At 70.5% G+C, this 23,603-nt stretch carries 16 protein-coding genes, 1 pseudogene and 1 riboswitch; of the genes and pseudogenes, 11 read left to right on the forward strand and 6 right to left on the reverse strand.

From position 1 onward, the window contains the following. Positions 1-107 precede the first annotated feature (107 nt). The 4 genes and pseudogenes from CHC05_RS24185 to CHC05_RS24200 form a co-directional block, all read left to right on the forward strand. Positions 108-716 (forward strand): annotated as a pseudogene (locus tag CHC05_RS24185) (ABC transporter ATP-binding protein); the annotation flags it as partial. Continuing rightward, a complete protein-coding gene (locus CHC05_RS24190; protein ID WP_089252635.1) occupies positions 713-2,536 on the forward strand; it encodes a DUF5941 domain-containing protein in 1,824 nt (607 codons plus the stop codon). The pseudogene CHC05_RS24185 and the gene CHC05_RS24190, both read left to right, overlap by 4 nt. Further along, entirely contained in the window at positions 2,533-4,695 is a 2,163-nt protein-coding gene (locus CHC05_RS24195) for a bifunctional glycosyltransferase/CDP-glycerol:glycerophosphate glycerophosphotransferase (protein ID WP_089252823.1), read from the forward strand. The genes CHC05_RS24190 and CHC05_RS24195 overlap by 4 nt, the downstream gene beginning before the upstream one ends. A gap of 2 nt (positions 4,696-4,697) precedes the next feature. Beyond that, positions 4,698-6,425, forward strand: a complete 1,728-nt coding sequence (locus CHC05_RS24200; protein WP_089252637.1) for a glycosyltransferase — start codon at positions 4,698-4,700, stop codon at positions 6,423-6,425. A 24-nt stretch (positions 6,426-6,449) separates the two neighbouring features. Here CHC05_RS24200 and CHC05_RS24205 read toward each other — a convergent pair whose 3' ends face one another. Continuing rightward, positions 6,450-8,075, reverse strand: coding sequence for a glycosyltransferase family 2 protein (locus CHC05_RS24205; RefSeq protein ID WP_089252639.1), 1,626 nt, complete (start codon positions 8,073-8,075; stop codon positions 6,450-6,452). A gap of 198 nt (positions 8,076-8,273) precedes the next feature. Here CHC05_RS24205 and CHC05_RS24210 point away from each other — a divergent pair, with 198 nt between their 5' ends. Together CHC05_RS24210 and CHC05_RS24215 are read left to right on the forward strand one after the other, a co-directional pair. Continuing rightward, positions 8,274-10,046, forward strand: coding sequence for a glycosyltransferase family 2 protein (locus CHC05_RS24210; protein WP_144022741.1), 1,773 nt, complete (start codon positions 8,274-8,276; stop codon positions 10,044-10,046). 30 nt (positions 10,047-10,076) lie between these two features. Continuing rightward, the gene (locus CHC05_RS24215; RefSeq protein ID WP_245871184.1) at positions 10,077-10,958 is read left to right on the forward strand and encodes a diacylglycerol/lipid kinase family protein; all 882 of its coding nucleotides are present in this window, start codon (positions 10,077-10,079) and stop codon (positions 10,956-10,958) included. 51 nt (positions 10,959-11,009) lie between these two features. Here CHC05_RS24215 and CHC05_RS24220 read toward each other — a convergent pair whose 3' ends face one another. Then, the gene (locus CHC05_RS24220) at positions 11,010-12,251 is read right to left on the reverse strand and encodes a glutamate-cysteine ligase family protein (RefSeq protein ID WP_218824662.1); all 1,242 of its coding nucleotides are present in this window, start codon (positions 12,249-12,251) and stop codon (positions 11,010-11,012) included. A 379-nt stretch (positions 12,252-12,630) separates the two neighbouring features. Next, positions 12,631-12,762: riboswitch (cyclic di-AMP (ydaO/yuaA leader) on the forward strand. Between the two features lie 4 nt (positions 12,763-12,766). On the opposite strand from CHC05_RS24220, the gene CHC05_RS24225 reads away from it, so the two are divergent. Beyond that, positions 12,767-13,819, forward strand: a complete 1,053-nt coding sequence (locus tag CHC05_RS24225) for a coiled-coil domain-containing protein (RefSeq protein WP_089252645.1) — start codon at positions 12,767-12,769, stop codon at positions 13,817-13,819. Here CHC05_RS24225 and CHC05_RS24230 read toward each other — a convergent pair. Continuing rightward, on the reverse strand, positions 13,805-16,201 hold the full coding sequence (locus CHC05_RS24230) for a glycoside hydrolase family 65 protein (protein ID WP_089252647.1): 2,397 nt from the start codon (positions 16,199-16,201) through the stop codon (positions 13,805-13,807). The two genes, CHC05_RS24225 and CHC05_RS24230, sit on opposite strands and share 15 nt — an antisense overlap. Continuing rightward, a complete protein-coding gene (locus CHC05_RS24235) occupies positions 16,198-16,950 on the reverse strand; it encodes an HAD family hydrolase (protein ID WP_089252649.1) in 753 nt (250 codons plus the stop codon). The genes CHC05_RS24230 and CHC05_RS24235 overlap by 4 nt, the downstream gene beginning before the upstream one ends. 126 nt (positions 16,951-17,076) lie before the next feature. On the opposite strand from CHC05_RS24235, the gene CHC05_RS24240 reads away from it, so the two are divergent. Next, complete coding sequence (locus tag CHC05_RS24240; protein ID WP_179266343.1) at positions 17,077-17,481, forward strand: DUF3224 domain-containing protein; 405 nt, start codon at positions 17,077-17,079, stop codon at positions 17,479-17,481. Next, positions 17,478-18,026 (forward strand): MarR family winged helix-turn-helix transcriptional regulator, encoded by a 549-nt coding sequence (locus tag CHC05_RS24245; RefSeq protein WP_089252653.1) that lies wholly within the window; start codon positions 17,478-17,480, stop codon positions 18,024-18,026. Before CHC05_RS24240 ends, CHC05_RS24245 begins: the two co-directional genes overlap by 4 nt. Before the next feature lie 82 nt (positions 18,027-18,108). Here the strand turns inward: CHC05_RS24245 and CHC05_RS42685 are convergent, their stop codons facing one another. Both CHC05_RS42685 and CHC05_RS24255 read right to left on the reverse strand, forming a co-directional pair. Further along, positions 18,109-18,384 (reverse strand): hypothetical protein, encoded by a 276-nt coding sequence (locus CHC05_RS42685; RefSeq protein WP_245871185.1) that lies wholly within the window; start codon positions 18,382-18,384, stop codon positions 18,109-18,111. 511 nt (positions 18,385-18,895) lie between these two features. Then, positions 18,896-20,203, reverse strand: coding sequence for an ABC transporter ATP-binding protein (locus tag CHC05_RS24255; protein ID WP_089252655.1), 1,308 nt, complete (start codon positions 20,201-20,203; stop codon positions 18,896-18,898). Between the two features lie 259 nt (positions 20,204-20,462). On the opposite strand from CHC05_RS24255, the gene treS reads away from it, so the two are divergent. Next, the gene (gene treS, locus CHC05_RS24260) at positions 20,463-22,280 is read left to right on the forward strand and encodes a maltose alpha-D-glucosyltransferase (RefSeq protein ID WP_089252657.1); all 1,818 of its coding nucleotides are present in this window, start codon (positions 20,463-20,465) and stop codon (positions 22,278-22,280) included. Beyond that, positions 22,277-23,596, forward strand: coding sequence for a maltokinase N-terminal cap-like domain-containing protein (locus CHC05_RS24265; RefSeq protein WP_089252659.1), 1,320 nt, complete (start codon positions 22,277-22,279; stop codon positions 23,594-23,596). The genes treS and CHC05_RS24265 overlap by 4 nt, the downstream gene beginning before the upstream one ends. Positions 23,597-23,603 lie beyond the last annotated feature (7 nt).

Consider the following 23,603-nt stretch of genomic DNA (forward strand, 5'->3'; position numbering starts at 1 on the left):
GCGTCCGGTTCGTCCGCAACCGCCGTCGGCAGATGCGCATCCGCGAGATGTTCATCCACCGGAGCAACCGGTCGCCGAACCCGGGCGAGTTCTGGCCCCTGCGCGACGTCAACTTCAGCATCAACGCGGGCGACGCGCTCGGCGTCATCGGCCGCAACGGCACGGGCAAGAGCACACTGCTGCGCCTGATCGCCGGCGTGCTGATCCCCGACGAGGGCAAGATCACCGTGCGTGGCCGGGTCGCTCCGCTGCTCGAGCTCTCGGCGGGCTTCTCCAACGACCTGACCGGCCGGGAGAACGTGCACCTGGTCGGCTCGCTGCACGGCCTGTCCAGCAACTTCCTGAAGAAGAACTTCGACGAGATCGTCGACTTCGCCGGTGACCAGGTGAGCTCGGCGATCGACACCCCGGTCCGGCACTACTCGTCCGGCATGAAGGTGCGGCTCGGCTTCTCGGTGATCGCCCGGTTGTCGCACCCGATCCTGCTGGTCGACGAGGTCATGGCGGTCGGCGACGCGGAGTTCCGCAAGAAGTGCTACGCCACCATCGAGCGGCTGCTCGCCGAGGGCCGGTCGCTGGTGCTGGTCTCGCATAACGAGGCCGACCTGACCCGGTTCTGCAACCGCGGGCTCTACTTCGACAAGGGCAAGCTGGTCACCGACGGCTCCGTCCAGGACGCGCTCGACTCCTACAACTCGGTAGCGGTTCGTTCGTGACGGTAGCCGTCCTGTTGCCGGGCTCCGACCCGGCTCTGCTGGATCGGCTCACCGCCCAACTCCGCGCCGCCGGCGCCCGCGAGGTCCGGGACACTCTCCCGACCGACCTCGCGGAGCCGGTGTTGATCTGCTCCGGCGACCTGGTCGCGCACGACGCGGTGATCCGGCACGTGGCCACCGCGCCGGGCGCCGGCAGCGTCGCTCTCGTGCTGCCCGACGGCCCCGGCGAGCCGGTCCGGGAAGAGCGCGGCCAACTCGTGCCGGGTGAGCCGACCGGGGTGTCCGGCGGGCTGGTCCGGGTCGGTGTCGCCGACCTGCCGGCGCTGTCCGGCGGCCTCTCCGTCGCGGACCTGCTGGCCGGGGGCGCCATCGTCACCGCGCAGCGGGTCCGGCTGCTGGTGGCCCGCCGGGTCGAGAGCCCCGCCGAGACCCCGGCCGCGCTGGCCGCCGTGGCCGAGGTCGACTCCGACCGCGCCGAGCTCAAGCTGGCGGTCAAGGAGCAGGACGACTTCTTCACCACCTACTTCGTCAGCCCCTGGTCGCCGCGCGTGACCAAGCTGGCGGCCCGGCTCCGGCTGAGCCCGAGCCAGGTCACCGCGGTGTCGATCGTGGTCGTCGCGGCCGCTGCGGCGCTGTTCGCCTTCGGCGGCAACCGGCTCGCCTGGGTGCTCGGCGGCGTCCTGCTCTACCTGGGCTTCGTGCTGGACTGCGTCGACGGCCAGCTCGCCCGCTACACCCGCAACTTCAGCGTGTTCGGCGGCTGGCTCGACACGATCGCCGACCGGGGCAAGGAATACCTCGTCTACGCCGGTCTCGCGGTGGGCGCCGAGGCGGCCGGCCTGGCCGGTGCCTGGCCGCTGGCGATCGCCGCGATCGGCCTGCAGACCGTTCGGCACATGACCGACACCTGGTACGGCACCCTGCACGACGTCGCGGTCCGCTCGGCGAGCGCGGCCCCGGCCGCCGACGGCGGCGTGGCGGGTCGGCTCGGCGCCGTCTCGGCCCGGGTGCGGGCCGACACCGGCTCGGTCGCCTACTGGCTCAAGCGCACGGCCGCGTTCCCGATCGGTGAGCGGTGGGCGGTGATGGCGCTGCTCGCGGCGCTGTTCGGGCCGCGGATCGCGCTGATCGGCGTGCTGGCCGGCATCGTGGTCGCGTTCGCGTACACCCTCGGGCTGCGCACGTTGCGGGCCCTCGGCATGCGGGTCTCGGCCTTCGCCGGCGTCCCGGCCGCCGTGCAGCGCGACGACGGGCCGTTCGCGCGGCTGGTGCCGGAGTCCAGCGTCGGCCGGCTGCTGACCCGCTCCGGCGGCCGTCCGCTGGTCGGCGCGGTGGCGGCGGCCCTCGTCGGCGCGGTGCTGGTCGGCCTCGCCTACGCCGGGCAGACCCCGGTCGAGCGCGCCGTGGCGACGATCAGCGCGGCCGTCGCCATCATCCTGGTCGCCGGCCTGCCCGCCGGGGCCGCACACCGCCGTCCGTTGGACTTCCTGGTGCCCGCGGCCCTCCGGGCCGCCGAGTACCTCTTCGTGATCGCGGTCGGGGTGTCCTACGACGTGCCCGCCTGGGCGACTTTCCTCCTGTTGTTCGCGCTCGCGCTCTGGCATTACGACCTCACCGCGCGGCTGGAGAAGCGGGAGACCGGCGGCTGGCTGCAACGCTGGGGCCTGGGGTGGGACGGCCGGATCCTGGTGCTCGGCCTCGGCTGCGCTTCCGGGCAGGCGGCCGCGATGACGGTTACGATCGCTGCTTACCTGCTGTTTACCTTCTTGTTGGGCAGTGTGATCTGGTGGCGGAATCGGGCGGCAGCCGCAGCCCTTTGATCAGTTTCATCGTTCCGGTCTTCAACGTCCGGCCATATCTGCGGCAGTGCCTCGACTCGATCCTCGCGGACGAGTCTGTCCCGATCGAGCTGATCGCCATCGATGACCGGTCGACGGACGGCAGCGCCGACATCCTGGCGGAATATGCGGCCCGCGACCCGCGGGTCGTCCTGCTGACCATGGAGCGCAACAGCGGCCAGGGCCCGGCCCGCAACCGTGGCCTGACCAAGGCCACCGGCGACTACGTCTGGTTCGTCGACAGCGACGACTGGCTGGCCGAGGGCATAGTGGCGGCCGTGGCCGCCCGGATCGCCCACCTCGACCCGGACGTCGTCGTGGTCGACCACGTCCGGGCGCACTGGGACGGCACCGTCGACCGCTCGGTGAACCAGTTCGCCGGCGCGCCGGAGGTCTTCGCGCTCCGCGAGTGGCCACGGGCGATCGAGATCCTGCACACCCCGTGGAACAAGATCATTAGGCGTTCGCTGCTGCTCGCCACCGGGTTCGAGTTCAAGACCGGCTGGTACGAGGACGTCCCGTTCACGTACCGGGTGCTGCTCGCCGCCGACAAGATCACGCTGCTCGACCGGGTCGGGGTCAACTACCGGCAGCGGCGGATCGGCGCGGCCACCCGGACGGTCGGCGAGGGCCATTTCGCGATCTTCCCCAACTGGTCCGAGGTCTTCGACACCTTCGACGACAGCCGGCCGGGCGCCGACAAGCTGCGTGGGCTGCTGTTCCGCCGGATGATCTGGCACTTCCTCATCGTCCGGGGCAACGACGACCGGCTGCCCGACGAGCTGCGCAGCCGGTTCTTCGAGGAGATGACCGCGCAGTACCACCGCTACCTCCCGCCCGGCGGTTACCCGGTGCCCGGTGGCCTGGACGGGATCAAGCACCGACTCGTCGCGGGCGGCCGCGAGCGCACCTTCCAGACCCTGAGGTTCGGCTTCCGGCGTGCGCAGGACGCCAAGGCGACCGGTGCCGTCGCCAAGCGGGCGGGCCGCCGGGGCCGGCGGTTGGCCCGGCTCGGTCGGGCGGCCGCGCTGCGCGCCTACTACCACGCCGAGCTGCGCCGCCCACGGGATCCGCAGCTGGCCCTGTTCGCGGCCTACTGGTACCGCGGCTACGCCTGCAACCCGGCCGCCATCTACGAGAAGGCCAAAGAGCTTGAACCGGGCGTACGCGGTGTCTGGGTGGTGCGCCGTGACAAGGTGGGCACCCTGCCGCCGGGCGTGCCGTACGTGGTCGCGGGCACCCGGGCCTACTTCCAGGCGCTGGCCCGGGCGACGTACCTGGTCAACAACGTCAACTGGCCGAACTACGTGGTCAAGCGCGAGGGCAGCACCCACGTGATGACCCACCACGGCACGCCGCTGAAGGTGATGGGGCTCGACCAGCGCGACTACCCGGGCGGGGTGCAGGACGCCGACTTCGCCGGCCAGATGCGCCGGGCCGACCGGTGGGACTACAGCATCACCGCCAACGCGTTCACGACCCAGATGTGGGAACGCGCGTACCCGTGCCGCTATCGCACGCTGGAGACCGGCTACCCGCGCAACGACCGCCTCGCGCTGGCGACGCCCGACGAGGTCGCCCGGGTCCGGGCGTCGTTGGGCATCGCGCCCAGCCAGCGGGTCGTGCTCTACGCGGCGACGCACCGCGAGCACCTGCCCGGCTACCACCCGCCGTTCGACCCGGAGCGGGTGCGGGCGGCCGCCGGGACCGACGCGGTGCTGTTGATGCGCAGCCACTACTTCCACGACCGCCGGGGTGCCTCGGCGGATCCGGTCGACCTGCCCGGAGTGCGCGACGTGTCGGGCCATCCGTCGGTGGAGGACCTCTACCTGGCTGCCGACGTGCTGGTCACCGACTATTCCTCGGTGATGTTCGACTACGCCGTGCTGGATCGGCCGATCGTCATCTACGCGCCGGACTGGGAGGCGTACCGGATGATCCGGGGCGTCTACTTCGACGTCGTGGCCGAGCCGCCGGGTGCCGTCGCGCAGACCCTCGACGACCTCTACGAGGTGCTCTCCTCGGGCGCGTTCGAGAACGACGCGGCCACGAAGGCCCGGGCGGAGTTCCGCCGCAGGTTCGCCACGCTCGACGACGGCCACGCCGCACAGCGGGTGGTCGACACCGTGTTTCGAGGCTGATCATGCTGAGTGTCGTCGTGCCGGTGCACAACGTTGCCCGCTACCTGGACATTTGCCTTGAATCGCTCGCGGCACAGACGTATCGCGACCTCGAGGTGGTGCTGGTCGACGACGGCTCCACCGACGGCAGCGGCTCGCTCGCCGACGCGTGGCCCGCACGGGATCCGCGCTTCCGGGTGGTGCACCAGGCCAACGCCGGGCTCGGTGCGGCACGCAACGCCGGGGCCGCGCTGGCCACGGGTGACTACCTCGCTTTCGTCGATGCCGACGACGTGCTGCCGCCGTACGCGTTCGAAGTGTTGGTCAACGCCCTCGAACAGACCGGGTCCGACTTCGCCAGCGGCAACGTCTCCCTGCTGACGGACGGCGCGCTGACGCCCTCGCCGCTGCACCGGGGTACCCATCGGGAGACCCGGCTGGCCGTCAACCCGCGTTCGCACCGATATCTCGTCTACGACCGGCTCGCCTGCAACAAAGTGTGGCGGCGGTCGTTCTGGGGTTCGACCCGGTTCCCGGAGGGCGTGCACTACGAGGACATCCCGGTGACCGTGCCGCTCTACGGGCGGGCCAGCAGCGTGGACGTGATCGACCTGCCGGTCTACTACTGGCGGCAGCGGCCGGCGGGCGACCCGTCGATCAGCCAGCGGCTGGCCGAGCAACGCAACCTCGACGACCGGTTCGCGGCCGTGTCCTCCGCACTGTCGGCGCTGTCCGCGTTGGACGGTCCATTCGCGACCTGGTACGCGGAGACGGCACTGCAGAGCGACCTGCGCCTGGTGCTCGAGGTGCTGCCGGACGTCGACGACGCGTACCGGGCGCGGTTCGCCAAACTCGCGACCGCCTTCCTGGCCGGGGTCGACGCCGACTCGCTGAGCCGACTCCCGCAGCGCCTTGCCGCTGCCTGGAAGCTGACCCGCGACGGCGACCTGGACGGTCTCGTCCGCCTGGTCTCGTCGGTGCGCGCGTCGGCCGCCCCGGGCGCGGGCATGGCCGCGTGGCGTGACCCGGTCACCCCGGCCGTGCGGGCGACGGCCGTCGACTGGGTCGGCGGCTGGCTGCGGATCTCGCTCGCCGACTCGCTCGTTCCGCTGGCGCTGCTGTGGCTGCGCGAGGGTTCTCCGGGTGACCAGGTTGTGGCGTTGCCCAGCGCTGGCGGGTCAGGCCTGTTGCGGCCGTCGCGGCTGCGCGGCCGGCAGGGCTGGCGGCCGGCGGAGTGGACGGTCAACGTCGCGCCTGCCCGGGACGCGCTGCGGGCCCCGGTGCGGGTCACCGAGCCGCTCCCGTTCCAGGCCCGCTGGGTGGACCAGTCGACGCTGGTGACGCCGTTGGCTCGGTCCGGGGTGCTGCGGGTCGTGGTCGAGCGGCCGGCGGTGGTCGCGGCCGAGGCCGGCGAGGACGCCGGGGACCTTTACGTCGACGGGTGCGGTGAGCTCGCACCCGGGACCCTGCTGCGGCTCGAGCGGGCTGCCGGGGTGCCGTCGCTGGCGTACCCGGTGGTGGCTTCCGGTCCGAAGTGGATGGGGCGGGTGCCGTTGGCGGACCTGGTCGCGGCGATCGCCACACCCGGCGTGCCGGACGAACCGCCGGCGGTCTGGCGGGTCGCCCTCGGCGAGCCGGGCGGTCCGAGCGTGCCGTTGCCCGCCGGCCCCCGACTGACCCCGGCCACGGCCGGACCCGTCCGGATCGACATCGACCCGCGCGGCATCCTGCGCGTCACCGCGGCCCGCTAGGAGCACGGGCCGCCCGAGCGGCGGCTACGGGTTTCGGCTCAACTTTCCGCGTACGCGGCGGGTGGCTTCGGCGGCGTAGCGGCGGAACACGAACCGCGTCGCGGTCGCCAGCGAGCGGGCGCCGCCGACCGGAATCGTGTCGACTCCGAAGAAGCTGACCCGGCGGCCGAGGGTCGGTCGGGCCACCAGGCGCGGCCCGGGCGACACCAGCTCTTCCTGCTGCCACTCGGCGAGGTTGGCGACGGCGAAGTCGCGCCCGCTGACCCAGCGCTCGCCGAACACCGACAGCACGGCCTTCTCCCAGGACTCGTCGGCCCGCTTGACCCGGGCGGCGCGGCGCAGCGCCGCGGTGCGCCACAGGGCCACGGTGTGGTCCTTCGAGCCGGACTTGGGCGGCAGCACCCGGACCAGGCCGACCCGCCACTGGTTGCAGACGCTGACCAGCCGGCGGACGGTGTTGGCGTCGACGCCGGTGGTGACCGGCACCTGGAGCAGGTACGGCGACGGGTAGACGTCTTCGGGCGCCGACGAGACCAGCGCGACCCGCGGCTCGTGTCGGTAGGTCGCCTCCACCAGGCGCAGGTCGAGCTGCGGGTCGGCCAGCACCGACCTGCGCCCTTCGCCGATCGAGGCCCAGTCGGCGACCAGCATCACCCGCAGGTCGGTGAGGTCGCTCATCAGCAGCAGGTCGACGCAGGTGCGGATCTGCTCGAAGCTGCCCTCGGCCCGCACGACCGCGGTGACCAGCGGCACCTTCCAGGTGCGGTTGCCGGGCGGGCGCAGCCAGCGCGGCTGCGGCATCAGGTCGGCCAGGAACGGCCAGTTGTAGCGGCGCAGCGCGTCGCCCCGCTGCATCATGTTGGTCGGGCCCATGTGCCAGCTGCCGGCCTTCGGCTCCGGCACGTAGGCCGCGCCGGCCTGGGTCAGCCGGAAGCCGAACTCGGTGTCCTCGCCGAGGCGCAGGTTGGTGTCGAGCCCGCCGCTCTCCTCGTAGAGCCGCCGGGTCAGCGCCGCGGTCGCGCCGACGTGCGCGCGGAAGTTGAGGTGGTCGCCCTTCCGGAGCTGGTCGGTCTTCTCGATGATCTCTTCGACGTAGTCGTGCGGCTCGGTGTCGTCCAGCGCGAAGAGCGTGTCGATCGTGCCGGCGGCGCAGCGCTCCGCGACCTCTTCCGGCGTCGACCAGGCGGTGACGAACCGCTTGTAGCCGAGCGTGACCACGTCGTCGCTGAGGTGGTGCCAGCGGACCTGGGCCTCGACGTGCTCGGGGAAGACGACCATGTCGGCGTCGAGCCAGTGGATGATCTCGCCGGTGCTGTTGGTGGCCCCGACGTGCAGCGCGTTGGCGCGCCCCCAGCCACTGGAATGGTCGCCGACCCGGACGATCCGGCAGTTGGCCGGGCGGATCTTGGGCAGCTCCAGCGGCGGCTCGCTGGTGTCGTCGGCGATCACGACTTCCAGCAGGTCGGCCGGGTAGGTCTGGTGTGCCAGCGCCGCCAGGGTCAGGTTGAGCGACTCCTGGCAGTTGTAGGCCGGGATGACCACGGAAACAGTGCGGGTGGGCGTCCAGGCCCCGATTTCCGGCGGCTGCAGAACGCTCCAGTCGTTGCGGAAGATCCGGACCGGCTCGTTTGCGTCGTTCGGGGTTGGCACGGTCGTGAGTGTATCTAGCCAAAATCAGCGCCGCCTGGACGCTACGTTAATTGTGCCGGTTGACGGGGGGTTGCCGGCTCGAAACGACGGGAGCGTCGCGTGGCGGCGGACCATCGACACCGGTGGCGGATCTATGCGGGGCCACGCGCGACACGTACCCGCAGGTGGCCGGCCTCGATGTGGCGCGCGAGGCTCAGCGTGATCGAGTCGCCGGACAGCCCGGCCCCGTTCCTGGGCGCTGGCACGTCGATCAACTCGATGTGCGTGTCCGCCGCCTCGCTCGCCGACCTGCGCGTTCTGCTCGACCATCCGGCCGGCGGCACCATGGTCCGCGCGCTGACCGTCTTCGTCGAGCGGTGGCAGAACCCCGAGGGCACCTGGTCGGGCCGGCTCGGCGCGCTGCCGCACCTGCTCTCGCACCGCATCCGGCTGCCCGCCGCCGGCCCGGGCCGGGCCGGGGTCGCCCTGGAGGTGCGCCGGCCGGCGCCGCTGCGCCAACTGATCATGGCCGTGCTGCCCGTGTTCACCTCGGTCCGGCCACTGCCCCGGGCGGTCAGCGCCGACATCACCGTGCAGGACGTCGCGCCGCCCTGGGTGGGCTCGACGGCCAACGTCGCAGTGGTCAGCGGGACGCTGCCGACCGACGACGACATCCGCCCGCACGACCTGGTGCTCAGCTCGGACGGCACGCCGCTGCCACCTGACGGGGCTTCGACGGCGCAGGAGCTGCTCTTTGGCGGGGTGATCCAGGCGGGCACGGCCGGCGTCGGCGGCACGGTGCTGGTCGACGTCGAGCATTCGGCCTGCATCGGCCGCTACGGGCCGTTCGGGCCGGCCACGCCGGTGGCCGGCCTCGTCTTCGCCGGCGACGACTGGCGGATCGACGGGCCCGACGGGCCGCTGGTGTCCGGCCGGACCGACGGCCAGCGACTCGCGCCCGAGGAGATCGCGGCGCTGGCCAAGATCGGCGTGGTGCGCTGCGCTTCGGTGCCGTGCATTTACCCGGCAGGGGAGGCGGCCGTGCTGGTCCGGCTGGCGGCGGCCGGGGTCCTCGTGCACGCGCCGGACCTGCGCCCGCCCGTCGCCGCCCACCTCGCCGACGAGCTTCGTCCGCTGGTCGTCGGGGAACTGCCGACGGACGACCTCGAATGGGAGGTACGGGCGGTCCGCCAGCGCCGCGCCGCACTGCGCCAGCACGCCACCGCTTTCGCGCTGCCCCGCCTGGCCCGCGACACCTTCCCGGCGCTGGTGGCCCCGCCGTCGGTCAGCGTCCTGCTGGTCACCCGGCGGTTGGAGCACGTCGCGTCGACGGTCGCGGCGATCGAACGGCAGACGTATCCGGACCTGGAGATCGTGCTCTGCCTGCACGGGGCGCACCCGTCGGCCGAGCTGCTCGGGCAGGTGGCCCGGTGCAGCCGCCCGGTCGAGCTGGTGGCCATCGGCCCCGAGCAGCGGTTCGGCTTCGGCGAGGCGATCGGCCGGGCCACCGCCCGCGCCCGCGGTAGCCTGATCACCAAGTTCGACGACGACGACAACTACGGCCCGGAGCACGTCTGGGACCTGGTGCTGGCCCGGTTGGTCTCCGGCGCCACGCTGGTCGGCAAGGCCGCGGAGTTCGTACACCTGCATGCCCTGGACACCACGGTCCGCCGGCAGAACGGCCGGGCCGAGCACTACGCGGGCGTGGTGGCCGGCGGGACGATGCTGATCAGCCGCGGCGACCTGGAGGAGGTCGGCGGCTGGCGGCCGGTGCCGCGGTCGATCGACCGTGGACTGATCTCACGAGTGACCCGTTCGGGCGGCCTGGTCTATCGGACGCATCCGCTGGGCTACATCTACCACCGCCGGGCGGCCGGGCACACCTGGGACCCGGGGCTCGAATATTTCCTGCGAGACAACGGGCCACAATGGCCGGGGCTGCCCCGGCACAGCGAGTTCGGCACGGGCGTAGCGGAGCTTCCGTTGGGGTAATTGGCGGCCATGGATTCCAAGGTCGCGGTGGTGGCACACAAGCGGAAGAGCCTCGACGGCGGGCTGCCGGAGCTCCGCCGCCGGCTCGCGGACGCGGGGGTGGTCGACCCGCTCTGGTACGAGGTGCCCAAGAGCCGAAAGGCACCCAAGCGGGTACGCCAGGCGCTGTCCGCCGGCGCCGAGCTCATCTTCGTCTGGGGTGGCGACGGCATGGTGCAGCGGACCGTCGACGCCCTGGCCAGTGCGGGCGCGTCGGACGTGCCGCTGGCCATCGTGCCGGCCGGCACCGCCAACCTGCTGGCGACCAACCTGGACATTCCCGAGGACCTGGCGGCGGCGGTCGAGATCGGCCTGCACGGCCGACGCCGGGCGTTCGACCTCGGCCGCATCAACGGAGAGCACTTCGCGGTGATGGCCGGCGCGGGCTTCGACGGTGAGCTGATCCGGGACGCCGACGGGGGCCTCAAGGACAAGCTGGGCCGAGTCGCGTACGCGTGGACGGGCGTCCGCCACGTCCGCGACGGCGCGGTGCCGATGACCGTGACGGTAGACGGCTCGCCCTGGTACAGCGGCGCGGCCAGCTGCGTGCTGTTCGGCAACGTCGGCACGATCACCGGCGGCATCCGCGCGTTCGACGACGCCAGCCCGCACGACGGCCGGCTGGAGGTCGGCGTAGCCACTGCCGAGGGAGCCCTCGAATGGGCGCGCACCCTGGGCCGGATGGCCACCGGGCGCTCGGAAGGCTCCCCATTCATCAAGATCACAGCAGGCCGCAAGGTACGGGTGAAGCTGGCCGACCCACTCGTCTACGAACTCGACGGCGGCGCCCGGGGGACCGCCGGCAAGCTCAAGGCCCGCGCGGTCCCGGCCGCGGTCACGCTGTGCCTCCCAGCCGAAGGCGCGCCGGGTTAGTAAGCGCTCACCACCCGCAGGGTGAGTGAGCGCTTACTGCCGGCAGGAGAATCAGCCCAGGGCGGGCTCGGTGAAGGCGGCCGGCGGCACCGGATCGTCGGCCGGGCAAGCGCCGCGAGCCACGTACCGTTCGATGAACGTCTCCACCGCCCCCCGGATCTGCTTGCCCGCGCCCGCCCGGTCGAGGGCCGCCGCGGCGGCCTCGAAGCAGGACAGGGCCGCCGTGGCCAGTTGTGGGTCGGACAGCCCCGTGCGCGCGGCTGCCAGCCAGTCACGGTGCCGCCGGAGCGGCGAGCGCAGGTGCTCCGTGGCCGCCGCGGCGGCATCGGCGGCGATCGGGTCGTCGAGCAGCGCCGTCACCACCGCGAGCGGCACCACCCAGCCGTCGCCCGGCTGCTGGTCGATCATGCGGAACTCGAGATAGCCCCGAGGTCGGATCGGCGGCACCAGGGTGCCGAGGTGCCGCTCCAGGTCGTCCAGCGTGACCGGCCGTGGCCCGTGGCCGCGCAGCCACGACCGCATGGTCAGGCCGGTGGGCACCGACCAGGGCGTCGGCTCCGGCTCGGCGATCATCGCCACCTTGGCCCGCAGCGCGTAATGGGCCCAGTCGACGCGGGGCTCTCCGGTGCGTCGCGGTGCGCGGGTCCGCGTGGCATCCGTGGCGAACCGCAAGGCCTGCCGGTAGGACACCCAGCGGGTGCCGCGGACGACCCGGGGTGAGTTGGCGAACGCCGCGAGCAGCACCGGGCCGATCGCGTCGGCCAGCCACCAGCGCATCCGGTAGCCGGCCCAGCCGTCGGACTCGTCTCCCGAGTCCAGGCAGACCTGCACCGAGGCGGAGTTGCACATGACCGCCAAGCCCTTGCCGCCCGAGCGACCGTGGTATTCGGCGAGTGCCACATAGCGCGGGTGCGTGGTGATCAGCTCGGGTGTCCGGTGCGCGTCCAGGCCGGTGCCGTCCAGCTGGAGGCCGTCGGCGGACAGTGCGGCGCGCGTCTGGGCCAGGTCGGTTCGCGTCCGCTCGACGCAGTCCCGCAGGGACGCGCCGACCGCGGACGAGATCTCCAGCTGCCCTCCGGGCTCGATGGTGATCTGCCCGCCACCCGGCAGCGGCGCCAGGCCGGCGGTCGCGGCGGTGACCCGGGCGATCGACGGGCGCGTCAACGGCGCGCGCGGATCACGCACGGGGTATTCCAGCTCGACGCCGACCCGCCCGATCGGGCCGACCCGAAATCCCGCGGCCGCGACGTAGGTCTCGGCCGCGCGCTCCGTGAGGACGGCGATGTCGTCCACGGCGCCTCCGTTGAAGTGCGGTTGTCCGCGCGCCGTCGGCCGAAGCTCCCGGGGGCGCGGTTTTGGGTGGGGTGGTCTGCCGCCCGGGAAGCCGGTCGGGGTGACTCCATTAGCGGTCTCGTGGGCCGGCTTGTCCAGCGAAACCGGCCAACTCGAAATGAACACCCGATTGACCACACGTTCGGCTGACATGCGCCAACGGAGCCGGTTCTTTCACGTTTTTCCGTGCGCTTTCTTAAGCACTCCTTACGTCACCGAAAGTCGTTGGTACGTAACGCATTTCGGCCCTAAGTAAGAGGCATCCGATCCTTGCGGAGAATAGGTCGGGATCGGTTAAGCTGACTGCGGCTTCCGCCGGATCATCCCCCCGGTGACACCGGCGCCGCTGCTGCCTAATCGCCGAGAGGCGAGCCGGGGACCCGTGTTCCATGGGGTGAGTCCGCGAAAGCGGTAGGGGTTGTTCCGTCCCGAACCCGTCAGCTAACCCGGTAGGCGGCCCTACCGAAGGAACGTGAATGACGCGCAAAGGACGTCCGCGCGCTGTCGCTCGGCGCGCCACCCTGGTCGGGACCGTGACACTGCTGATGGGGCTCGCGCTCGCCCCGGCCGCTGTCGCGGCGCCCAACCCGACCCCCACCCCAGCCGCGCCCGTCGAGGGCGGAAAGAACGTCAAGCTGGACGACTTGATCGAGCGGACGAGCAGGGCCTTCGTCGAGGCCAAGAACGCCGTCGCCGACTCGCGCAAGAAGCAGGACAACCTCAACAAGGAGATCGTAAGGCTAGAGGTGCGGCGGGCGGCACTGGCGCCGCAGGCCGTCGAGATCGCCCGGCACAACTACATGAACGGCCGGATCGGTCCCGCCCTGATGCTGCTGAACGCCCGCACGCAGAACGACTTCCTGGACCGGGCCGAGCAACTCGAGCGGTTGTCGGAATATGACAACGAGCGACTCGCCGAGCTTGCCGCGACGCAGCAGCAGGCCCAGGCCGCCAAGAGCCAGCTTGACCTCGAGGTCAAGCGCGAAGCCGCTCAGCTCGCCGTGATGAGCAAGCAGAAGAGCGACGTCGACAAGGCGTTCAAGCTGGCCGGCGGCAAGACGGTCAACGGAAACGTGTACGCCAACCAGCCGGTCGCCCGGCAGTCGCCGCGTGGTGCGGACGGCGGGTTCCCGGGTCAGTCGTGCAGTGTGGACGATCCGACCACCGACGGGTGCATCACCCCGCGGATGCTGTTCGCGCTCAAGGAGACCCAGCGCCTGGGCTTCAAGCGGTTCGTGTCGTGCCACCGGAACGGCGGCCCCTTCGAGCATCCGAAGGGGCGCGCCTGCGACTTCTCGGTGTTCAAGACCAACGACTTCGGCAGCGGTGACGCCCAGGGCGACGCCCGGTTCTACGGCAACAACCTGGCGGCGTTCCTCGTGAAGAATGCCGACAAGCTCGGCATTCTCTACGTCATCTGGTACCGCCAGGTGTGGCTACCGTCCACGGGCAACTGGAAGCCCTACAGCGGTGTGGGCGGCGACCCGTCCAGCGACCACACCAACCACGTGCACCTATCGATCCTCTGAGGGTCGCCGCCGGGTGTCGGGTGCCGGCCTTCTGGCCGGTGCCCGACCCGCCGGCTGGCGGGGCTGGCGACGGTGCGGTTCGAGCCGCGGAATCGGCATCCGCATCTCCTTCTCGCAGGTCACCGTGATCGGCTCGCCGAAGTGGCTGAGGTCGATGCTGGCGTCCGCGTCGCCGTCGTCGCGCAGTGAGTAGCTGACCTCGTGCTGGCGGACGTCGACCCGCAGCCGCTTGCCGCGCCACATCAGCGCGAACTCCAGCCGGCTGATCCGGGCGGGCAACCGGGGCGCGAACGTGAGGTGGTCCTCGTGGTCGCGCATGCCGCCGAAGCCGGCCACCAGACCCAGCCACGCACCCGCCAGGGCGGCGATGTGCAGCCCTTCGCGGGTGTTGTTGTGGATGTCGTGCAGGTCCATCAGCGCGGCTTCGCCGAGATAGTCGTGTGCCAACTCGAGGTAGCCCACCTCGGCCGCCACCACCGCCTGCGTGCAGGCCGACAACGACGAGTCGCGGACCGTACGCCGCTCGTAGTAGTCGAAGTTGCGCAGTTTCTGCTCGTCGGTGAACGCGTCGCCGCACCAGTGCATGGCCAGCACCAGGTCGGACTGCTTGACGACCTGTCGGCGGTAGAGGTCGAAGTACGGGTAGTTGAGCAGGAGCGGGTAGTCCTCCGGCGGCGTGTTGTCGAAGTCCCACTCCTGATAGCGGGTGAAGCCCTCCACCTGCGGGTGCACACCGAGCTCGTCGTCGTACGGGATGTGCATGTTGGCTGCCGCGTCCCGCCAGGCGGCGGTCTCCTCGTCGTCGACGCCGAGCCGCCAGGCCCGCTCGCTGTGCCGGTTGACGCAGTCGGCGGCGACCAGCATGTTCCGCTGGGCCATCAGGTTGGTGTAGACGTTGTCGTTCTTGACGGCGGTGTATTCGTCGGGCCCGGTGACCCCGTCGATGTGGAACTTGCCGTGCCGGTCGTGGTGGCCCAGCGAATGCCACAGCCGGGCCGTCTCGACCAGCAGCTCGAGCCCGATCTCGCGCTCGAAGTCGTCGTCGCCGGTGGCCTGCACGTAGCGCCGGACCGCGTCGGCGATGCCCGCGTTGACGTGGAAACCGGCGGTGCCGGCCGGCCAGTACCCGGAGCACTCCTGGCCGCGGATGGTGCGCCAGGGGAAGGCGGCACCGCGCAGACCGAGCTGTTTGGCCCGGTCACGGGCCATCTCCAGGGTGGCGTGCCGCCAACGCAAGGCATGGGCAACGGCGACCGGCTGGGTGTACGTGAGCACCGGCAACGCGAACATCTCGGTGTCCCAGAAGACGTGGCCGTCGTAGCCGGGCCCGGTCAGGCCCTTGGCGGCGATCGGCCTCAGCTCGGCCCGGGCACCGGCCTGGAGCACGTGGAACAGCCCGAACCGGACCGCCTGCTGCACCTCCGAGTCGCCCTCGACCCGCACGTCGGCGGCGTCCCAGAAGGTGTCGAGGTATTCGCGCTGCTCCCGGACCAGGCCGTCCCAGCCCGAGAACTCGGCGGCGGCCAGCGCGGCGCTGACCTGGTCACGGATGGCCGGCAGCGAACGCCGGCTGGACCAGCCGTAGGCGAGCAGCTTGACCACGACCAGCTTCTCGCCCGGCTTGAGCACGCAGGCGATCGTGGTGCGGGCCCAGTCGTCGTGCGCCTCGGTGTTGATGTTGGTGCGCGGCGGCCCGCTGATCTCGTGCGCCATCGCGGCGCCGACCCGCAGGCCGCTCCGCTTGGTGCGGTGGATCAGCTGCGCCCGGTCCTTGTCGGTGAGCCGCTCCTCGATCTGCAGCGGGCGCTCCAGCACCGCCGCGACCCGCGGGTCCCGGCTCTGCCCGGGCAGCTCCTCGTTGGCGACGAGCTCCGACTGCACGATCAGCCGCAGCGGCTCGTCGACCGCCTCGACCTCGTAGCGGATCGCCGCGATCGAGCGCTGGGTGAACGAGACCAGGCGGGTGCTGTGCACCTTGACCGCCCGGCCAGCCGGTGAGCGCCACTGCACCACCCGGTCGAGGGTGCCGGCGCGCAGGTCGAGGATCCGCGTGTGCGCCTCGAGGTCGCCGTATCGCACGTCGAAGGGCTCGTCGTCGACCAGCAGGCGGATCGGCTTGCCGTTGGTCACGTTGACGACGGTCTGGCCCGACTCCGGGAACCCATACCCCGCTTCGGCGTACGGCAGCGGGCGCAGCTCGTAGAACGAGTTGAGATAGGTGCCGGGAAGGCCGTGCGGCTCACCCTCGTCGAGGTTGCCGCGCATCCCGATGTGCCCGTTGCCGAGCGCGAAGACCGACTCGGCCTGCGCCAGCACGTCGACGTCGAGCCTCGTCTCCCGGACGTGCCACGCTTCGACCGGGTAGGCCCGCTCACGGATCATGCCGTGCCCTCCAGCAGTTCAGAAAGGTCGCGCACCACGACGTCGGCGCCGTGTGCTTTCAGGTCGGCGCCATGGGTGCCACCCACCCGGTCAACGCCGATAACGACGCCGAAGTTGCCGGCCCGACCGGCCGCCACCCCGGCGAGTGCGTCCTCGAATACGGCCGCGTTCTTCGGTGCCACGCCCAGCAGCTCCGCGCCGCGCAGGAAGGTGTCGGGTTTCGGTTTCCCCGGCAGCTTCTCGGCCCGCGCGACGTTGCCGTCGACCCGGGCCTCGAGCAGGTCGCCGAGCCCCGTGATCCGCAGGATGTCGGGGGTGTTGGCGCTCGCCGAGACGACCGCGGTCTTGAGCCCGGCCTTGCGGGCGGCCCGCAGGTAGTCGACGGAACCGTCGTAGACCGCGACGCCGTCTTCGCGGATGCGGCGCACCAGGATCACGTTCTTGCGGTTGCCGACGCCGTTGACGGTGTCGGCCTCCGGCGAGTCGTCGGGGTCGCCCTCCGGCAGGGTGATGCCGCGAGACGCGAGAAAGGTGCGCACGCCGTCGGCCCGGGTGCGGCCGTCGACGTATTTGGGATAGTCGGAATGGGGGTCGAAGGCCGTGAACGGCTCGCCGGTGCGCTCACTGCGCCGGCGAAGGAAATCGTCGAATGTCTCGGTCCACGCCGCGTTGTGAACGGTCGCGGTTTGCGTGAGTACGCCGTCCATATCGAACAGACAGGCGGTCACGTGATCGGGTAGCCCCAGCACGGGTCAAATCTAGTCGAACCCACATAGCCATGCTCATGCGCGCCCACTACGCGGAACGCACGAAAATGATCATTGAATTCGCATTGTCATTTGACATGTGACTGAGTCACACATATGTTGGAGGGCATGACCGAGATCATGGAGACGAAGCTCGAGATCACCTCCTGGGATGAGAAGCCTTATCGGGAGTTCGACGACGGCCGGAAGTTCTCTCGGGCCGAGGTCGTGCTCGCCGGGACCGGTGATGGGTTGACCGGTGGGTTCTTTGAGTCGTTGCTCTACTACCGGGCTGATGGGACCAGCGACTACGTGTCCGTCATGGAGATCAACGGGACTTTGGGTGGGCGGTCCGGCAGCTTTGTCCTGCAGGGGTCGGGGAGCTATGACGGCACTACGGCCCGGGTCGAGGTTGCTGTGGTGCCGGGGTCTGGCACCGGTGAGCTGGTGGGGATCTCTGGCACGGCCGAGAGCGTTTCTACGCACGCCGACTATCCGCACATGCCATTGACGATTCGGTACGAGCTGGCGTGAGCGAACTCGATCACCAAGCCAATCTGCTCGGGGCGTTCGCGCTCGCGGTCGCTGATCGGGCTGGGGCGGCGATGGCGTCCGCGGGGAACCCGACTGCGGCTGCGGCGCTGTCGGCGTTGCTGCACTTTCTTGATCGGCCTTCGATCGATCAGCTTCGGCGGGTGTTGGGGTTGACGCCGTCGGGTGCGGTGCGGCTGGTCGATCGGCTGGCTGATGCGGGGCTGGTGACGCGTGGGGCGGGCTCGGATGGTCGGTCTCGATCGGTGGCCCTTACGCCGGAGGGCCGCGCGGCCGCGGAGCGGCTTTCGGGCGCTAGAGCCTCGACGCTACGGGACGCGTTGGGCGCGCTGTCGCCCTCCGAACGCTCCACATTGGATGGCCTGATCGGCAAGGTGATGGCGGGCATCGTCCAAGAGAAGGACGGGGGTGCGTGGATCTGCCGGCTCTGCGATCTTGCCGCTTGTGGGCGGGATGTGGGCAGCTGTCCTACCGCTAACGCTGCCGTTGCCAAGTATGGGGCTGAGGTTGTTCGTCGGGATCTGTAGGGGGTTTCCGGGGCTCTGCCCCGGTCCCCGCCCGAGCTGCGGAGGCCCAGGGGGAGGGGCCCGCCCCTTCGGGGCGCGGCGTTTAGAGATTGGCGATCGTTCGGATGATCTCCGCGTAGAAGTTGCCCTCGATTTCTCGGAACAGGGCGAAGGGGGAGTCTGGGTTGCCGAAGAACGGACGTAGGGTCCAGCCGAGTTGGGTGCCTACGAAGCCGAACAGCAGGATCCAGATGTAGAGCAGGGTCATGCTCGCGGGGCGTTCGGTCGCTACGCCCGCTGGGCGTGCGGCCTGGTAACGCTGTAGCGCCGGGTTCCAGACGACATGCTGTTGCTGGGGCGCCGGCGGGGCGACGAGCACGGGCAATGCGCGCTGGGGGCACTGCTGCCGGGGCCGCGGCGCCGTCGCCGTTGGCCGTCGGTGCGCCGACCGTGACCGGCGTCTTCTCCTCCACCGCTGGCGCCTCGGCGGGGGCCGGCTTCTCGGCGACCGGCGTGGCCTCTGGAGTCTTCGCGGGGGTGAGCAGGCCGTGTGCGTGCAGGATCTGCATGCCGCCCGTCAGGAAGCGCAGCCCGACGATCGCCGACAGGGCCAGGATCGCTACGTTGAGCAGCTTGAAGAAGCCGTAGTCCGGCGCGGTGATCAGGAAGAACAGGCTGATCAGGGCGAACGCCACCGCCAGCATCGCGGTCACCGTTACCGCGACCATGACCAGCGAGACCGACTGCCGGATCGAGAGCCTCGCGCCGAAGACCAGGTTGAACAGGTAGAGCGTCGGCAGGCAGATCGCCAGCGTGACCAGGAACAGCAGCGGCAGCTTGAAGGCCGAGGTGAGTGCCATCAGTGGGCTGACGCTAGACCACCGGTGTGGTCAGCGCCACCCCACGTCGATGCGGTCGCCGCGTTCGTCGAAGAAGTGCAGGGCGTCCATGCGCACGGAGACCGAAAGGGCAGTGCCGGCCTGCACGTTCGGGTACGGCGCGAGCCGGACCGCGAGCTCGGCCGCCCGCCGGTGGTGCCGGCCGGGATCGCTGAGCACGCTCGTGCGGGTGCGCGAGCCGGATTCCTCGATCGCGGCCGGGGCGCTCGAGGCCCGGCTTCGCAACCGCTGCATCGCGTGCCCGAAGCGGCGCAGGGCGCCGCCCTCGCCGGAGTGCTCCGTCGGAGCCTTGCCCATCTCGTCGACGACGACCGCCGTGGCGCCGATGTCCAGGAAGGCCAGGGACTCGTGGCCGTGGTGCTCCAGATAGCGGATCCGGCCCTGCAGCACGTCGCCGGGAGTGTTGGGCGCGACCGGGGTCAGCGCCTCCGCGCGCAGCCCGACCACGATGCGCTCGCCGTGGTAGTGGGCGACCGCGCGCGCCCGGATGTCGTCCCACGGCAGGTACAGCGCCTGGTCGCCGAGGTTGAGCGTGACGTACCGGTCCAGGTGCACGTAGACCGACGCTTCCAGCAGGTTCATCCGCGGGCTGCCCAGGAACGCGGCGACATACAGGGTGGCCGGGCGCCCGTACACCTGCGTCGGGGTGCCCACGTCCTGCAGCACGCCCTTGCGCATGATGGCGACGCGGTCGGCCATGGTCAGGGCCTCGGCCTGGTCGTGGGTGACATAGATCGTGCTGACACCCAGCTCGCGCACCAGGCCGGAGATCTCCGCGCGCAGCTCGGCCCGCAGCCCACTGTCCAGGTTGGACAGCGGCTCGTCCATCAGGAACAGGCCGGGCCGGCGGACGATCGCGCGGCCCATCGCGACCCGCTGGCGCTGGCCGCCGGAGAGCTGGTTGGGCTTGCGGGCCAGCACGTCGCCGATGCCGAGCGCGCTCGCCACGTCGGCGACGCGCTCGCCGCGCGCCAACGCCTCGACCTTCGACAGCCGCAGCGGGAAGCCGATGTTGTCGCCGACCGACATGTGCGGATAGAGGGCGAAATCCTGGAATACCATCGCGATCCGGCGTTCGCGTGGCGGCAGGTCGTTGGCGAGGTCGCCGTCGAGCATGATGGCGCCGGTGGTCGGGTCCTCGAGGCCGGCGACCATCCGGAGCACGGTGGACTTGCCGCAGCCCGAGGGACCCAGCAGCACCATGAACTCGCCATCGTTGACGTCCATACTGACGTTGTCGACCGCGATCGTTCCGTCAGGAAAGATCTTGGTGACGTCTTTGAGCGCGACGGTGGTCACCGTCTCCTCCCCAGCAGTCGGTTCCCCGGTGAATGACTGTGACGAGAGTTACTAGATAATCCCATCGGGTAAACGTGCCATGTTCAGCCTGTGACAATCCGACTACGCACATCGACGGCGATGGTTTCACGGCCGACGGGGAGTCTCCGGGCGGAAACAATCTGTTGATCATGTAGGCCCCGCGCAGCTAAAAGATCTTCGTTTGTCAAGCCGCGCCGTCATCCTGTGGCGAACGGCTTTCGGCATTAGCGTGGGATGCATGACTGACGTGACGGCTGGGACTCTTTCGGTGCAGCCACCGGATCCGGCCGAGGGCAGTCACGTCGAGCGCGGCATCGTCGAGCATCCGACCTCCGACGACTTCCACCACGCAAGAAACGTGCCGGTCGACTCGACCTGGTTCCAGCGGGCGGTGTTCTACGAGGTCCTGGTGCGCGCTTTCGCCGACTCCGACAGTGACGGCTCCGGCGACCTGCGCGGGCTGATCGACAAGCTCGACTACCTGGCCTGGCTGGGGGTCGACTGCCTCTGGCTGCCGCCGTTCTACGACTCGCCACTGCGCGACGGCGGCTACGACATCCGCGACTTCTACAAGGTGCTGCCCGAGTTCGGCACCGTCGACGACTTCGTCGCCCTGCTCGACGCCGCGCACAAGCGGGGCATCCGGGTGATCACCGACCTGGTCATGAACCACACGTCGGACCAGCATCCCTGGTTCCAGGAGTCGCGCCGGGATCCGGACGGGCCGTACGGCGACTTCTATGTGTGGAGCGACAGCGACGACCGGTACCAGGACGCCCGGATCATCTTCGTCGACACCGAGGAGTCCAACTGGACGTTCGACCCGGTGCGCCGGCAGTTCTACTGGCACCGGTTCTTCTCGCACCAGCCGGACCTCAACTACGCCAACCCGGCCGTCCAGAACGCCATGCTCGACGTCCTGCGGTTCTGGCTCGATCTCGGCATCGATGGGTTCCGGCTGGACGCGGTGCCCTACCTCTTCGAGGCCGAGGGCACCAACTGCGAGAACCTCCCCGAGACGCATGCCTTCCTGCGGCACTGCCGCAAGGTGATCGACGACGAGTTCCCGGGCCGGGTGCTGCTGGCCGAGGCCAACCAGTGGCCGGCCGACGTGGTGGCGTACTTCGGCGACGTCGAGAACGGCGGCGACGAGTGCCACATGGCCTTCCACTTCCCGCTGATGCCGCGCATCTTCATGGCCGTCCGGCGCGAGTCCCGCTTCCCGATCTCCGAGATCCTCACCAACACGCCGGCCATTCCGGCCAACTGCCAGTGGGGCATCTTCCTGCGCAACCACGACGAGCTCACGCTCGAGATGGTCACCGACGAAGAGCGCGACTACATGTACACGGAGTACGCCAAGGACCCGCGGATGAAGGCCAACATCGGCATCCGCCGGCGGCTGGCTCCGTTGCTGGAGAACGACCGCAACCAGCAGGAGCTGTTCACCGCGATGCTGTTGTCGCTGCCCGGTTCGCCGGTGCTCTACTACGGCGACGAGATCGGCATGGGTGACAACATCTGGCTCGGTGACCGCGACGGTGTACGCACGCCGATGCAGTGGACGCCCGACCGCAACGCCGGCTTCTCGACGTCCACGCCGGGCCGCATCTACTTGCCGGTCAACCAGGATCCGATCTACGGTTACCAATCGGTGAACGTCGAGGCGCAGCGGGACAGCTCGACCTCGTTGCTCAACTGGACCCGGTTGATGCTGTCGGTGCGCCGCCGGCACGACTCGTTCGCCGTGGGCACGTTCCAGGAGCTCGGCGGCTCCAACCCGGCCGTGTTGGCGTACCTGCGTCACCATGAGGACGACGTGGTGCTCTGCGTCAACAACCTGTCCCGTTTTCCCCAACCCATCGAGCTGAACCTGCAGGCGTGGTCGGACTATTCGCCGATCGAGCTGACCGGACGCGTGCTGTTCCCCCGGATCGGGCGGCTACCCTACCTGCTGACCCTGCCCGGATACGGGTTCTACTGGTTCCAGCTCACCCCACCGTCCGATGAGGATGACCCGGCCCGCGCGGCCGAACAGCACATGGAGGAGTCATGACATTGCCGTACGCCGACTGGCTGCCGCATCAGCGGTGGTACGCCGGGCGCGGCCGGACTCTCCACAGTGTCACGCCCGTCGCGGTCACGGCGCTCCGCGAGGCGCTCGACCACGTGCTGCTCGACGTGGTCTACGAAGACGGCGGCAGCGAGCGATACCAGGTCTACGTCGCCTGGGACGACGAGCCGCGCCCGGAGTTCGCCGGCACGGCCACGATCGGCATCGACCACGAGGCCGACCGCGCCGGCTTCGACGCCCTCTACGCCGAGTCGGCCGCCCACACGCTGCTCGAGCTCATCGAGCAGGACGCGGTCGTCGGCCGCCTGCTGTTCCGGCGCGAGCCCGACGCCAAGCTCCCGCTGAAGGCGCCGGCCCGGGTGGCCGACACCGAGCAGAGCAACACCAGCGTCGTGTACGACCGGGCGGCGATCCTCAAGGTGTTCCGCCGGGTGGTGTCCGGCATCAACCCCGACGTCGAGCTCAACGGGGTGCTGGCCCGGGCCGGCTGCCCCAACGTGGCCCAACTGCTGGGCGCGGTGGAGACCACCGACGAGCGCGGTGAGCCGGTCTCGCTCGGCATGCTGACCGCGTACGCGGAGAACTCGGCCGAAGGCTGGGCCATGGCCACCACCAGCGTGCGCGACCTGTTCGGCGAGGCCGACCTGGCCGCCAACGAGGTGGGCGGCGACTTCTCCGGCGAGTCCTACCGGCTGGGCGAGGCGGTCGCGGTCGTGCACCGCACGCTCGCCCAGGAGCTGGGCAGCGAGACCGTCGACTTCCCCGTCGACCGGATGCTCGCCCGGCTCGAACGCGCCGCGGCCTTCGTACCCGCGCTGGCACCTCATGTCGACGCGGCGACGCACGCGTTCCGGGCGGTCGGCGGCGAGAAGATGACCGTCCACCGCGTGCACGGCGACCTGCACCTCGGCCAGGTGCTGCGCACGCCGAAGACCTGGCTGCTGATCGACTTCGAGGGCGAGCCTGGCCAGCCGGTCGAGGAACGCCGCCGCCCCGACTCGCCGCTGCGCGACGTCGCCGGCATGCTCCGGTCCTTCGAGTACGCGCCGCACCATCTGATCGTCGACCAGCCCGACGACGCCCAGGTCGTCTACCGGGCGCGCGAGTGGGCCGACCTCAACAGGGGCGCGTTCTGCGACGGCTACGCGGCCGCCTCGGGCGAGGATCCGCGGAGCCGGGCCAACCTGCTCGGCGCCTTCGAGCTCGACAAGGCGATCTACGAGGCGGCCTACGAGGCCCGGTTCCGACCGAGTTGGCTGCCCATCTCCCTGCGCTCGGTGGCCCGCCTGCTGAGCTAGCGTGGTC

This window comes from Asanoa hainanensis, assembly GCF_900188485.1.
In the GTDB taxonomy this organism is placed as follows: domain Bacteria; phylum Actinomycetota; class Actinomycetes; order Mycobacteriales; family Micromonosporaceae; genus Asanoa; species Asanoa hainanensis.